This window comes from Pseudoflavonifractor sp. MCC625, from assembly GCF_018784545.1.
In the GTDB taxonomy this organism is placed as follows: Bacteria; Bacillota; Clostridia; order Oscillospirales; family Oscillospiraceae; genus Pseudoflavonifractor_A; species Pseudoflavonifractor_A gallinarum.
Genome location: NZ_WQOJ01000010.1, coordinates 199,930 through 212,689, shown reverse-complemented (window position 1 = coordinate 212,689; position 12,760 = coordinate 199,930). Strand labels below are relative to the sequence as shown.

At 56.8% G+C, this 12,760-nt stretch carries 13 protein-coding genes; 8 read left to right on the top strand and 5 right to left on the bottom strand.

The annotated features are described in order from the left end of the window. The first annotated feature begins 252 nt into the window (after window positions 1-252). From GPK94_RS03910 to GPK94_RS03895, 4 genes are all read left to right on the top strand, one after another. The gene (locus tag GPK94_RS03910) at window positions 253-999 is read left to right on the top strand and encodes an ATP-binding cassette domain-containing protein (RefSeq protein WP_215654573.1); all 747 of its coding nucleotides are present in this window, start codon (window positions 253-255) and stop codon (window positions 997-999) included. Further along, window positions 996-1,952, top strand: coding sequence for an ABC transporter permease (locus GPK94_RS03905; protein ID WP_101692118.1), 957 nt, complete (start codon window positions 996-998; stop codon window positions 1,950-1,952). The genes GPK94_RS03910 and GPK94_RS03905 overlap by 4 nt, the downstream gene beginning before the upstream one ends. A gap of 61 nt (window positions 1,953-2,013) precedes the next feature. Next, window positions 2,014-3,132 (top strand): substrate-binding domain-containing protein, encoded by a 1,119-nt coding sequence (locus GPK94_RS03900; RefSeq protein WP_252192504.1) that lies wholly within the window; start codon window positions 2,014-2,016, stop codon window positions 3,130-3,132. Then, window positions 3,132-3,917 (top strand): pseudouridine-5'-phosphate glycosidase, encoded by a 786-nt coding sequence (locus tag GPK94_RS03895; RefSeq protein ID WP_215654568.1) that lies wholly within the window; start codon window positions 3,132-3,134, stop codon window positions 3,915-3,917. Before GPK94_RS03900 ends, GPK94_RS03895 begins: the two co-directional genes overlap by 1 nt. Window positions 3,918-4,034: 117 nt before the next feature. Here GPK94_RS03895 and GPK94_RS03890 read toward each other — a convergent pair whose 3' ends face one another. From GPK94_RS03890 to GPK94_RS03880, 3 genes are all read right to left on the bottom strand, one after another. Further along, window positions 4,035-4,934, bottom strand: coding sequence for a BMP family protein (locus GPK94_RS03890; protein ID WP_215654566.1), 900 nt, complete (start codon window positions 4,932-4,934; stop codon window positions 4,035-4,037). Between the two features lie 182 nt (window positions 4,935-5,116). Further along, window positions 5,117-5,803, bottom strand: coding sequence for a GntR family transcriptional regulator (locus tag GPK94_RS03885; protein WP_215654564.1), 687 nt, complete (start codon window positions 5,801-5,803; stop codon window positions 5,117-5,119). Window positions 5,804-5,880: 77 nt separating this feature from the next. Continuing rightward, the gene (locus GPK94_RS03880) at window positions 5,881-7,185 is read right to left on the bottom strand and encodes a hypothetical protein (protein WP_215654562.1); all 1,305 of its coding nucleotides are present in this window, start codon (window positions 7,183-7,185) and stop codon (window positions 5,881-5,883) included. 302 nt (window positions 7,186-7,487) lie between these two features. Here GPK94_RS03880 and GPK94_RS03875 point away from each other — a divergent pair, with 302 nt between their 5' ends. Then, the gene (locus tag GPK94_RS03875) at window positions 7,488-8,504 is read left to right on the top strand and encodes a uroporphyrinogen decarboxylase family protein (protein WP_215654560.1); all 1,017 of its coding nucleotides are present in this window, start codon (window positions 7,488-7,490) and stop codon (window positions 8,502-8,504) included. A gap of 6 nt (window positions 8,505-8,510) precedes the next feature. Here GPK94_RS03875 and GPK94_RS03870 read toward each other — a convergent pair whose 3' ends face one another. Continuing rightward, complete coding sequence (locus GPK94_RS03870) at window positions 8,511-9,758, bottom strand: helix-turn-helix domain-containing protein (RefSeq protein ID WP_215654558.1); 1,248 nt, start codon at window positions 9,756-9,758, stop codon at window positions 8,511-8,513. A 70-nt stretch (window positions 9,759-9,828) separates the two neighbouring features. On the opposite strand from GPK94_RS03870, the gene GPK94_RS03865 reads away from it, so the two are divergent. Both GPK94_RS03865 and GPK94_RS15945 read left to right on the top strand, forming a co-directional pair. Further along, on the top strand, window positions 9,829-10,467 hold the full coding sequence (locus GPK94_RS03865) for a corrinoid protein (protein ID WP_215654556.1): 639 nt from the start codon (window positions 9,829-9,831) through the stop codon (window positions 10,465-10,467). 182 nt (window positions 10,468-10,649) lie between these two features. Further along, window positions 10,650-11,357 (top strand): Crp/Fnr family transcriptional regulator, encoded by a 708-nt coding sequence (locus GPK94_RS15945; protein ID WP_252192503.1) that lies wholly within the window; start codon window positions 10,650-10,652, stop codon window positions 11,355-11,357. A 30-nt stretch (window positions 11,358-11,387) separates the two neighbouring features. On the opposite strand, the gene GPK94_RS15940 is transcribed toward GPK94_RS15945, so the two are convergent. After that, window positions 11,388-12,023 (bottom strand): hypothetical protein, encoded by a 636-nt coding sequence (locus tag GPK94_RS15940; protein WP_252192502.1) that lies wholly within the window; start codon window positions 12,021-12,023, stop codon window positions 11,388-11,390. A 111-nt stretch (window positions 12,024-12,134) separates the two neighbouring features. On the opposite strand from GPK94_RS15940, the gene GPK94_RS03850 reads away from it, so the two are divergent. Beyond that, window positions 12,135-12,758: a DUF308 domain-containing protein gene (locus tag GPK94_RS03850; RefSeq protein WP_101692122.1), complete on the top strand. Its 624-nt coding sequence runs from the start codon at window positions 12,135-12,137 to the stop codon at window positions 12,756-12,758. The last annotated feature ends 2 nt before the right edge of the window (window positions 12,759-12,760 follow it).

Here is a 12,760-nt window from a genome sequence, read left to right as displayed (position 1 = left end):
AAGGCACCGTGCTCCAGAAGGAGTACGGTGCCTTGCTATACCACCCGATATTTACTCTGTGATCTACAACAGTTCCCGAAAAAAGTGCTGGAATCATCCTTTCCGCTGCGCGCCCAAATTCTGCGTTCTATTTATTTTATCTATATCACTTTATCTATTTATTTTATTTGTCAATTTGAACTTCCTTCGGCACACTGCTATGATAGAAAACGGTAACATTGCTTTTCGTCAATCAGTGTAGCGGATGTGAATATGAAACAGAGTATCCTTTCCATCAACCAGGTTTTTAAGTCTTTTGGGCAGATCCAGGTCCTTCACGGCGTCTCCCTGGACGTACGGCCAGGGGCGATCACCGCTATCGTGGGGGATAACGGCTCCGGTAAGTCCACCCTGATCAAAATTCTCTCCGGCAACCTCCGACCCGACCGGGGGGAGATCCGGATCGGTGGACGCAGTTATCGTGGTCTCACCATCCCCCAAGCCATAGAACTGGGCATCCGGACCGTGTATCAGGACCTGGCACTGGATAATTTTAAAAACAGCGTGGAGAACATTTTTCTGGGCAGTGAGCGCATGCGCGGTCCCTTTCTGGACCGGCGCGCCATGGCAGAGGAGGCCAGGCAGCTTCTGGAGGACATCCATGTACAGATCCCCGACCTGACCCAGCCCGTGAGCCATCTCTCCGGCGGACAGCGTCAGGGGGTGGCCATTGCCCGTGCCCTGCGCCGCCCGGGCTCGGTCCTGTTGTTGGACGAGCCCACCGCCGCCATGGGCATTCAGGAGAGCCACAGCACGCTCCAAATGCTCTCCCGCCTCCGGGAGCACGGTATGACCCAGCTCATCATCAGTCACAATCTTCACCAGGTCTTTGCCCTGGCCGATTTCATCTATGTACTGCGCTCCGGACATATCATCGCAGGAGCTGCCACGGCGGATACCACCATCGACGCCCTTCAGGACCTGATCCTGCGCCGGGAAAGCGAGGTGGAGGAAGTATGATCGCTCTGAAACGCTGGTGCTCCAGACAGTCCACCTCCCTGCTGCTCCTGGTGGTATGCCTGGCCATGATGGTCTTTCTGTCCATACAGACCCAGTCCTTCTTTTCCCTGAAAAACGTGGTCAATATCCTGGAGGCCAACTCCTACCGGCTGCTCCTGGCCTGCGGGATGATGTGCATCATCTCCTCCGGCGCCATTGACCTCTCGGTGGGATCCATCCTCTCGTTCAGCGCCATCTGCACCGCTATGGCACTGAAGGGCGGACTGTCGGTTGGACTCTCCATCCCCCTCGCCCTGGCTCTGGGCGGAATCATGGGGGCTATCAATGGCCTGCTCATCCACTTTACCCGCATCAACGCCTTTATCATTACCCTGGCCACCGCCTTTCTGTACCGGGGCCTCTCCCTCATTGCCACTCAGGGTATTCCCATCACCAAATTGCCCCAGGGTTTCCGCTCCTTTGGCTGCGGCGATCTCTTTGGTATGGAGTCGGGCGTCACCATGGCTCTTCTGGTCATTGTCTTGCTCATCCCTCTCTTTTACCACATGCGCTGGGGCACCTATGTGACCTCCCTAGGCGGCAACCCGGAGGCGCTCAAGCGCAGCGGTGTGCCCATTGGACGCTACCGGGTCTCGGTCTTTGTGCTGATGGGCGTCTTATCCGCGCTGGCCGGCATCATTGTCACCGCCCGGCTCAACTCGGCCGAGGCCAACGCTGGCCTCAATATGGAGATGGATGCCATCTGCGCCGTCATCATGGGAGGAACCGCACTGCACGGCGGCCGGGGCAATCTGCCCGGTACTGTGATTGCCGTGTTTCTCATGGGACTCATCCGGAATGGCCTGACCATTCTGAGCGTCTCCTCCTACTACCAGCAGTTCATTACCGGCGCCATGCTGTTGTGCGCGGTCGTCATTGCGGAGTTCCGGGAGCGCAAAAGCCGTATCGGCTGATCCAACTGGTATAAAGGAAAGAGCTTCCTTTATCATAATCTGTCTTACAGGAGGATATAAGATGATGAAAAAATGGTATTCCCTTCTGCTGGCGGCTGCAATGCTCTTCAGCCTGGCCGCCTGCGGCTCTTCCGCCAATGTGGAAGGCACCCCCGCCCCGGAGGAGAGCACTCCCGTGGTCAGCGCCACCCCCGCCCCGGAGGGTGAAGGTGCGGACAGCGGCCTCTCCCCCACCGTGCAGCAGCTCTATCAGGAGTTTGACGCCGCCATGGAGGCCCAGATCGGCACCATGCCCGAGCAGTTTGGCGACATCAAGGTGGGCGCTGTGGTGATCTCTCTCACCAACCCCTTCTGGGTCAATATGAAGAACTACTACGAAGCCGCCGGTGAGGAGATGGGCATCGACATCGATGTGCAGACCGGCACCACCGAGGGCGACACCGCCTCCCAGCTGGACGTGCTGATGACCATGGCCGACATGGACTATGACGTCATCATTGTCTCCCCCATCGACGGCACCAACCTGATCCCCGGCATCGTCAAGTGCAACGAGAACGGCGTCAAGGTCATCAACCTGGGTCCCGGCGTGGATGTGGATGCGCTGGAAGAGGCCGGCGGTCATCTGGATGCCACCATCACTGTGGCCTTTACCGAGCAGGGTGAGACCGTGGCCAACGACATGATCTCCCGTCTGCCCGACGGCGGACAGGTCGCCATCCTGGCCGGTCTGGCCGGTGCCGGCCAGAGTGAGGGCCGCACCTCCGGCGCCAAGTCTGTCTTTGAGGCCACCGACAACATCGATCTGGTGGCGGTGCAGAACTGCGACTGGGACGCCACGCTGGCCTATGACGCCACCAAGGCCCTGATCACCGAGTACCCCGACCTCAAGGGCATCTTCTGCTGCAACGACACCATGGCGCTGGCCGCCGTGGAGGCACTCACCGCGGAGGGTAAGGAGGGCGTCCTGGTCTACGGTGTGGACTTCACCGACGACGCCCGTGCCGCCATCAGCGCAGGCACCATGACCGGTTCCATGTCCTACTCCAGCGAGCGGTACACCAAGGCCGCGCTTCAGATGGCGGTGATGCTCAACGAGGGCGAGACCTTTGAGAACAACATCTACCTGCCCCTGACCCTGGTCACCGTGGACAACGTCAACGACCTGGAAGGCTGGAAGTAATGCATTCGTTTCTGATTGAATCGGCACTGCTCACCCATGGGTTGGTGTCTATCTCCAATGAGGAGATGCTGCGCCGCTGGCCCCAGGAACTGGACAACATTGCCTGGGTGGATGCCGGGCGGGTGGTGATCGGCTCCATGGCAGAGTTTCTCCCCTTCCGGGACCGCGCTTCGGAGCTGTGCCGCATCAGCTATGACCGGCTGCCCGCCGCACTGGAGGAGGGACTTTCCGGTGCACTGACTGCCTCGGGAACCATGGCCGTCTGCCAGCAGATGGGGCTCCCGCTGGCCGTGACCTGCGGCATGGGCGGCATCGGTGAGATCCACAGCGAGGCCCTCTGCCCCGACCTTCCGGCTCTCCGGGATATTCCGGTGGCGCTGCTCTCCACCTCCCCCAAGGACATGCTGGATATCCCGGCCACCATTCAGTGGCTGACCGACTCCGGCGTGCAGGTTCTGGGAATCGGAGGGGACCGCTGCACCGGCTATCTCTTCCAGAGCGCCGACGTGCCGCTCTCCGGCACCTGGAGCGGAGAAACGCTCCCTCGGGAGCACGGCCGGCTACTCCTGCTCCACCCCATTCCCGTTCACAAGCGAGTCGGGGACCTCTCCCTGCTGGCGGAGGGTATTGCCGCCGGAAAGCAGGCCGAGGCCGAGGGGCGGGAGTATCATCCCGCTGCCAATGCCGCCTTTGATCGTTTGACCGACGGATACTCTTCCCAGATCCAATTTGAGTCCATCTGCGCCAACGCGCTTCTGGCCGCCCAACTGACCGGGGAACGATAATTGTTTATAAGATAAGCCGCGGGAGTTCTTTACGACAGAGAACTCCCGCGGCTTATTTGTCAAAAAATATGGTTTGCTGGCTATAACAGCCAGCAAACCATATTTTAAAACAGACGGTCACTCCACCGTGTCCAACTCATACTCGTTCGGGACATCGATCTTCCCATCGATAATGTCCTGAACTGCCTGCTCCGCGGCGTCTACCACTTCCTGGGGTATCTGCGCCTTGAGTTCCTCATTCCATACCAGAGAAACACATTCATTGGCAAAGGTCAGGAACATGATCTCTGGTTCTTCAATGCTTCCGCTCATCACAGCTTCCGTGGCCTCGAGATAGCCCCGATTGAAGTCTCCGACCACGTTTACAAGGACACTCTCCGGCGCCTGATCGGTAAAGTCACCCAGGCTTCCGATGGCATAAACCCCGGGATTTTCCGAGACCGCCTTCAGGGCGCCGATCTGCCCCTCATTGCAGTTTCCAAGAATAAAATCGGCCCCCATATTGATCTGATTCAACGTGGTCTCATAGGCCTCATTGGGATCGGGGGCACTCAATACCGCCACGGAACATTCCACATCCGGATTTACGCTCTCCGCTCCCAGACGGAAGCCGGTGGTGGCCTTTGTATAGGCCGGATAGTCGCCGCCCAGGGTAGCGGCAATCTTTCCCGTCTTGCTCATCATTCCGGCTATTACTCCGGTGACATAAAACCCCTCTTCGCCGCAGAAACAGACGGGGAACTGGTTCTCTGTGACCACATTACCGCCCAGGGTGATGAACCAGGTGTCCGGATAATCCGGTGAGATCTCGGCAAAGGGACTCGTGCACTGTCCGCCATGGCCATAGACGATCTTATAGCCCTCTGCTGCCATATTCTCCGCTTCCTGCTTGATGCTGTCCGCTGTGGCAGCCTCCACCAGCGACACCTCATAACCATAGGTCTCTTCAATGGCCTTGCAGGCTTCGGCTCCCTGCTGACTGAATCCCCCATCGGTCGGAGATCCGGGAATCAGCATACCAATTTTGACCTCTGATGCACGACTGGGCTCTCCCGATTCGGGGGGCTCAGATGTACTCGCTCCTCCAGAACTACAACTGATACAAGAGAAAAGAAGTGCTGCCGACATTCCAATGGAAATCCAGTGTTTCATTACAGGTTTCCTCCTTTGTCAATCCGGCGGCACCACTGGGCCGCCGCTCAGTTACAGGAAAGTTGAATGATGTTTTCCGGATTTGCATGACGTTTCAGGAGCGCGATACATTTTTCCTTATGCAGCTCACAGACATACAGGGCCATCGACACATCCCCGCCGCACATGGCCTCGATCAGCGTCTCGTGGTCTTCGGCCAGGGACAAGAGCGCCTGTTTGTTTTCTGCCAGCTTATAGCAATACCACCCCTCATAGTCGCTGTAATTTTCAAAGAAACGATGGCAGTGTTCCGCCTGCACCAGATCACACATCTCCAGATAAAAACTCCGTGACGCGGCAAAATAGAGTTCCTGATCCAGTGTCTCAACGGCGCGGCGAATGTTTTTCACAATGGGCCGCAGCGTCTGGATCTCCTCCCCGGTGCACCGCTCTGTCACCCACTCTACCACCAACTTTGCCACCTGTGTGACCAGATGGGAGTGCTCTTCCAGATCCGCCACACGCAGCGGAAGGACCATCACGCCCGCCTTGGTGACCAACTCAATGATTCCCTGCTCCTCCAGCCGGGAGAGCGCTTTGGCCAGCGGTGTACGGCTGATGTCCAGCATTTTCCCCAGCTCTGCCACCGTATAGATCCGATTCTGCTCGATCTGACCGCTGATGATCATGTCCCGCAGGGTATCAAAAGCCAGTTCGCTCTTTGTCTTTACTGCAATTTTGTATGTTCCGTCCATGGTGAGCCGTCCCTTTCTTTGATCATTTCTTCTGTGAGACAACTCCTATGGCCGAATCTGCATGCTTCGCGGGGCCCTTATCCGATGCGCTCCGCCTCATCCATGGCAATTTCCACCCAGCGCTTGAGTCTGGAGGGCTCTCCGTCCACATGCATGATATCCTTGAGCATGATGTCCACAATGCAGCCCTTGCTCTCTTCCAGGCCCTTGCGGATCTGCTTGCGGATGGCCTCCTCATCAAAGCTGACGGTCACGCAGGCGGGGCTGGGTCTCCAGCAGATGGAGTAATCCGTCCCGATCTGCTCGGCACATTTTGCAAGGTCGGCGGTAGGCGCCACGGCAATGCGCCGCAGGTTTGGAATACTGCGCAGCATATCGATCTTATGAGTCAAGTCTTCACAGCATCCATAACTGGCATATTTGAATTTGGACAAAATGGGGATCTGATAGTCCAGCAAAAATTCCTTGTGCATCTGGGCCGAGACCGAGGCAAACTCCTGCCCATGGGTAAAGATCCACTGCTCGGACATGAGCTTTCCTTTCTGTCCGCAGGCAGGGTCCTCCATCCCCGCAGTATACGGCATACCTACGTTGGCGTTGATGGTGCCGTCCGGCTGGAAGTCTCCGGCCTGCTCCGCCTCTTCAAAGTTGGCAAGCACGGCTTTCTGCATGAAAGATGCCAGTTCATGGAGTAGTTCTGGATCATCATACACCAAATAGTAAATATTCTCAATGCCGATGAACTTGCCCAGGGCCTCGGAGAGATCACATCCGCCGTACGTGGAGCGGTAGATGGAGTTCCGATCCATATGGATGGGCAAAATCCCGTCAAAAATCTCATTGAGGTATTCCAGGCGCTTGGCGGTGGCCTCCTCGTTGACCCTGTGGTGGACCGGATGGAGCCGCTCATAGATATCCTTGGAGCTCTCAACAAAGGGAACCGCCTGCCACGCGTCGCCGTCCCGCTTAAAGGTCTGATTTTCTCCCCACAGGTTTTCAAAGGGATTCATGCCGCTCTCGGTGTACATGCCCCAGTCGGTATCATTGGGACCGTGCAGGACCGCCCGGATGGGAATCCAGGGCTCCAGCACCATATCATCTCCCAGGGTATCCTGGAAGATGCGGTTGCGCAGCCAGCGCTCGATAAAGAGCAGAATCCCTCCGGTGCAGACACATTCATCCCGCAGCAGGTTCCACTCCGTGTTGCTGCTCCACAGCCAGGAGCAGAGAATCGGGGTTCTGGTATGCTCCAGTGCGTTGTGCCTGCGCCACAGCTCTCTGCGCGCCTCCTGCTTGGGATCGGCCGCGATCTCCAGATAGGTCCTTGCCAGCTGCCGCAGCGTTTCCACCTGCTGTGCGGTCGCCTGATAAGGAAATGTCATGTGGTCTCCTCCCTTCACTAAATACGGTATACCGTATTCCTTGTGAGAGAAGGATAGCACTTCTTTTCATTTGATGTCAACTTTATCTTTCTCTTTTCCATGTATTACACAAAGAGTATACACTATTTTTGTCTATATAATCTCATTCTTCGCCGTATACCTTATGGTACTTTTCAATTTTATATTAAGAAAATACCATTTTATTATAAAACTGCACTATACGGATTGACCGCACTTTGCTATATTAGAATTATCAAATTTGTAGTACATACCAAATTTAATGTTACAAGGAGGAACATCTCGTGAGTCGAAACATGAAAGATTGGATCACCCATATGCGCTTGGATCAGACCAAAAAAGCCATGCCCATTCTTTCATTCCCGGCCGTTCAGCTTATGGATATCAGTGTACGGGAATTGATTTCCAGCAGCGACGCCCAGGCAAATGGAATGAAACGGATTGCCGACCGGGTAGATTCAGCCGCGGCTGTCAGCCTCATGGACCTCTCCCTGGAGGCGGAATGTTTCGGAAGCGAGATCCGGGTCAGCGATGATGAGGTCCCCACCGTCATTGGCTGTATCGTCACCACGCCGGAGGAGGCGGAGGCCCTTCCCGTCCCCGAGGTGGGAAGCGGCCGGACCGGCATCTATCTGGATGCCATGCGGAAAGCGTGCACCATGATCCAGGACCGCCCGGTCCTCGCGGGCGTCATCGGTCCCTTCTCCCTGGCGGGACGTCTCATGGGCGTGACCGATGCGATGATCTACTGCTACGAGGAGCCTGAGATGGTTCACACGCTTCTCCGAAAGTCTACCGAGTTTTTGAAGAACTACTGCCGCGCCTATCAGGAAACGGGCGCCAACGGCGTCGTCATCGCCGAGCCTCTGGCCGGACTTCTCTCCCCCACCCTTGCCGAGGAGTTCTCCAGTCCCTATGTCAAAGAGATCGTAGACGCCGTGCAGACCGATGAATTCATTGTGATCTATCACAACTGTGGAAACAGCACGATCCAGATGATCGACTCCATCCTCTCCACCGGGGCGGGCGCCTATCACTTCGGCAACGCCATTGATATGGCCGAGATGATGACCCACATTCCCCCCGACGTGGTGGCAATGGGCAACATCGACCCCGCCGCCGAGTTCCGCAATGGTACCCCCGCATCCATCCGGAAGGCCACCCAGTCGCTGATGGAGACCTGCTGCCGCTATCCCAATTTTGTGATCTCCTCCGGCTGCGACATTCCCCCCATGTCCCGCTGGGAGAACATCGACGCGTTCTTCGATGCGGTCAAAGACTTCTACGCCGCCAAGGCCTGAGGAACCTCATTTCTTCCGGAACTCGCTGGGGGAGCAGCCCACCACTCTTCGGAACACCTTGGTAAAGTAGCTCTGATCCTCGTAGCCCACCATCAGCGCAATATCGCTCAGCCGGAGATCCCCCTGGCGGATCAGCTGTTTGGCCTTCTCGATGCGCACGGTGGTCACGTAGTCGTTAAAGGTGCTCCCGGTCTCCTCTTTAAAAATCCGGCTCAGATAGGGCGCTGAGAGATAGACGATCTTGGCCGTCTCCTCCAGTGTGATCTTCTCCCCGTAATGGGTCCCGATGTACTGAATGCAGCGGTGGATCAGGTTGGAGTGTCTCGCATCGGAAAACTCAAAGAGACTTTCCATGTAGCGGTTCACCACGCCGGAGAGCCAGTAGCAAAGTTCGTCAATGGTCCGCAGCTTTGGGATGGCCTGGAGATAGCCGTGATTCAGGCGCAGGCTCTGGGTGGGATCGGCGCCGCACTCCACTGCCGTGCGGGAGATGAGCACCAGCAGTTCGGTGGTCCGGCTCTTGATGGTCGCCAGATTTCCTCCGGCGGAAAACAGGATGGACCCCAGCAGTTCATTGAGATATTGCTGTGCCTCCTTCTTCTCCTGCCGGGAAATGCTCTGGAGCAGACGGCGTTCCAGTTCAAAGGGATAGGGCGGCGGATTCTCGGTCTCCTTGAGCTGGACGATATAATTGCTGATCTGACTCTGGAGATCGTCGGACTGCTTGACCGAGAGGAGTTTATTTTCCGCCGCCACATTGTTCATAAATCCAACCGCCATAAAGAGCAGTGTGGAGAGCTGACTGACCGTTGCAGGCGATATGATGGGAGCTTTCTTCAGGATCCGGAGCACCGCCTCGCTGTCGGCACAGTGCTTCTCTGCCAGTTCACAGTCCACAAAATCCTGATAGTCCACCATGATAAAGGGGCCGGCCGTAATTTTGGCCTCGCTCCCGCTGGTCCCCAAAATGGGAGAGACAAAAAAGTTGAGCCCCTGGGGGCAGAAGTAGATATACTGTCCCCCGAAGCGCTCGGCCTCCACCATTCCATACATATGCACCCTGGGGCACTGCTCCTCGCCCTGCCCCAGCGCCGCGCACAGCTCACAGGAGGCGCATCCATACCCCGCCTCATACAGGACCGTGCCCTTCGTATCGGATACCGTACATCCCAGTCCGGTGGAGCAGGAAAATGCCTTGGCGCATTCCACAGCAACTTTTTGATCAAACAGGCTCTCTTTTGATTTCGCAGACATCCTTTTCCCACCTTTTTGCAGTATCACCGTTTATTTATTACAATCTTATAAATATATGGAGGAAAAAGCAATGAGTATTTTGAATGAGATCTCTGAAAACCTGCAGCACGGCAAGGCGAAGGTCGTGAAGGAGCTGGTCCAGAAGGCCATTGATGAGGGTATTTCCGCCAAGCAGATCCTGGAAGAGGGCCTGCTGGACGGCATGAACATCATCGGCGCCAAGTTCAAGAACAACGAGGTCTTTGTTCCCGAGGTACTGGTGGCCGCCCGTGCCATGAACATGGGTGCAGCCCTGCTGAAGCCTCTTCTGGCCGATGCCGGCGTAACCAACACCGGCAAGGTCTGCATTGGCACCGTGAAGGGCGATCTGCACGACATCGGCAAAAACCTTGTCAAGATGATGATGGAGGGCAAGGGCCTCGAGGTCATCGACCTGGGCTGCGACGTCTCTCCCGAGCAGTATGTCCAGACCGCGATCCAGGAAAACTGCCAGATCATCTGCTGCTCCGCCCTGCTGACCACCACCATGAACGTCATGCAGGATGTGGTGGCCAAGGCGGAAGAGGCCGGTATCCGCGACAAGGTCAAGATCATGATCGGCGGCGCTCCGGTCACCGACAGCTTCTGCCAGCAGATCGGGGCCGACAAGTATACGCCCGACGCCTCCAGCGCAGCGGAGGCCGCGGTGGCTTTCTGCCAGTCCTGCTAAAAACCGATATTGCAAGCATTGGCCTGACACGGAGGATTCTCTCTGTGTCAGGCCATCTTTTTCCCCAAAAAAGTTTCCCATACCCGTTGCCTTCCCCCCTCCTTTTCCTTTATCATTAGAGATAAGAGCTGGGCAAAACACGGCCCGACCGTCTCAATGTGTCATTGGGGGCGATGTGTTTTATGATCGAGCAATCCTCCGTTTTATCTTATCTGGATGCGAGCCTTCTGTTTCGCAGTTTTACTTTGGAAGAGCGTCTGGAACTTCTGGACACCCTGAATGCGCGGCAATCCCACCTTCCCAAGGGGACCACCGCCCTGCAGGATGGGGAAGAATGCTCCGAGGTCGGCGTGATCCTTACAGGACGTCTGCACCTGTTCCACACGGATATCCACGGCAACAAAAATCTGATGGACACCCTCGGCAGAGGGGAGTCCATCGGCCTCATCAATGCCGTGGGACACTACCGCCTGCACATCTCCGCCATCGCCATGGAGGATACCGATCTTCTTCGCTTCCCCGTGGACACGCTTCTGCGAGAACACACTTTGACCTCTCCGGTGCAGATCCGTTTTCTGCAAAACCTCACCCTGGCGCTGGCCCAGGCCGCCCAGCGGCTGACCCGAAAGCTGGAGGACAGCATCCGCCGCTCCATCCGGGAGCGGCTGCTGGACTATCTCTCCGCCCAGGCCCACCAGGCTGGAAGCCGTGTCTTTCCCATCCCGCTCAACCGGCAGGATCTGGCGGACTATCTCTTTGTGGACCGCAGCGCCATGTCCAACGAGCTGTGCAAAATGCGGGATGAGGGCCTGCTCCGCTTTGACCGCAACGCCTTTGAACTGCTGGACGCCCTCTCCCTCACCCCGGAAGAATCCGACCCAAATGTCTGAATATTGTTTTCTCCCCCGGTAACCGCATGGTTATCCGGGGGAATTTTTTGCGTATTTTTCTCTTTTTCTCCCGTTTTTTCTCCCCCGTTGTCTACACAACCGTTTTTCTGCCTCATTTATGACATGATAGATATACCCCCCAGTGGCAAAGGCCCCATGATTTCGAAAGGATTGGATGTGCCGCCTATGAAAACAGCTTCTGTCATGTTCCTTTTCTTCCTCTATTCCTTTGCTGGCTGGATCTGGGAGTCCTGCTATGTCTCCCTGCATACACGCCGCTGGACCAACCGCGGTTTCCTCCGCGGCCCATTCCTTCCCATCTACGGCTTTGGGGCCCTTCTGATCACAGCTCTCTTCACCCCCTTTGCCGCTCACCCTCTGCTTCTCTTCCTGGCCGGCATGGCCAGTGCCACCGTACTGGAATATGGGACCGGCGTTTCCCTGGAGCGTATGTTTCATCAGCGATATTGGGATTACAGTCGGTTTCCTTTTCAGCTCCACGGCTACATCTCCCTGTATTCCTCCCTCTGGTGGGGCTTCTCCTCCCTGGTTCTGGTCCGCTTTCTTCACCCCCTGGCCACTTCCTGGGTACGGACCCTCCCTGCAGGAACCGTGATTCTTTTCACCAGCCTGCTCCTCGTACTGGAAAGCATCGACTTGCTTCACTCCCTGTATCGGACCCTTCCCGCTCACCCTTCCGCCGCTGACACACCGGCCGATCCATTTCTCTCCACCTGCTTCAGACCTCTCCCATTTTAAAGAAAGGCGGTTCTGTCTATGAATCCTTCCTCCCGTCCTCCCTATGACATCCACGATGCGGATTACGAGCAGATCCTCGATGATCTGCCCGCCGCTCCCATCAACCGGAAAAGCGGACTTCTCTCCGGCCTGCTTCTGGGCGGCCTCGGGCTCTTCCTGCTGCTCTCCCCCATCGTGGCAGGCGTCGCGATCGCCTATCTGATCACCGCCGGACTGCTGCTCTACGGAATCTCTCAGACCCTCGCTTTTTTCCGTGTTCCAAAGGGAGAGCGCAGCGGCTGGAGTCTTCTCAACGGGATTCTGCTCATGCTCTTTGCAGGGCTTTCCATGTGGATCGCGCTCTCCGGCCCCGCCGGTCTCTTTCCCCTGATTGAATCGCTCTCCTATGCCGCAGGCTTCCTCACCGCCTCTGCCGGCGTCATCCAGATCTCCGCCTTTTATGCCCTGTACAAAGCAAAGCTCTCCGGGGCAGGCTGGGTCCTGGCCGGCGGTATCCTGAATCTGCTCCTGAGCGTGGTCATTCTCCTCAACCCGATCGTGAGCTGGTTTTCCCTGACCGCACTGTGGGGCGTCTATCTGTTGGTCTCCGCCATTGCACTCTCGGCTGAATCCTGGTCCGGCCGCCGTGCTGTCCGCTTCTAAGC

Coding starts and splice junctions, on each gene's coding strand:
- GPK94_RS03910 (WP_215654573.1), top strand. CDS start 253: ATGAAACAGAGTATCCTTTCCATCAACCAGGTTTTTAAGTCTTTTGGG.
- GPK94_RS03905 (WP_101692118.1), top strand. CDS start 996: ATGATCGCTCTGAAACGCTGGTGCTCCAGACAGTCCACCTCCCTGCTG.
- GPK94_RS03900 (WP_252192504.1), top strand. CDS start 2,014: ATGATGAAAAAATGGTATTCCCTTCTGCTGGCGGCTGCAATGCTCTTC.
- GPK94_RS03895 (WP_215654568.1), top strand. CDS start 3,132: ATGCATTCGTTTCTGATTGAATCGGCACTGCTCACCCATGGGTTGGTG.
- GPK94_RS03890 (WP_215654566.1), bottom strand. CDS start 4,934: ATGCTGATTCCCGGATCTCCGACCGATGGGGGATTCAGTCAGCAGGGA.
- GPK94_RS03885 (WP_215654564.1), bottom strand. CDS start 5,803: ATGGACGGAACATACAAAATTGCAGTAAAGACAAAGAGCGAACTGGCT.
- GPK94_RS03880 (WP_215654562.1), bottom strand. CDS start 7,185: ATGACATTTCCTTATCAGGCGACCGCACAGCAGGTGGAAACGCTGCGG.
- GPK94_RS03870 (WP_215654558.1), bottom strand. CDS start 9,758: ATGTCTGCGAAATCAAAAGAGAGCCTGTTTGATCAAAAAGTTGCTGTG.
- GPK94_RS03865 (WP_215654556.1), top strand. CDS start 9,829: ATGAGTATTTTGAATGAGATCTCTGAAAACCTGCAGCACGGCAAGGCG.
- GPK94_RS15945 (WP_252192503.1), top strand. CDS start 10,650: ATGATCGAGCAATCCTCCGTTTTATCTTATCTGGATGCGAGCCTTCTG.
- GPK94_RS03850 (WP_101692122.1), top strand. CDS start 12,135: ATGAATCCTTCCTCCCGTCCTCCCTATGACATCCACGATGCGGATTAC.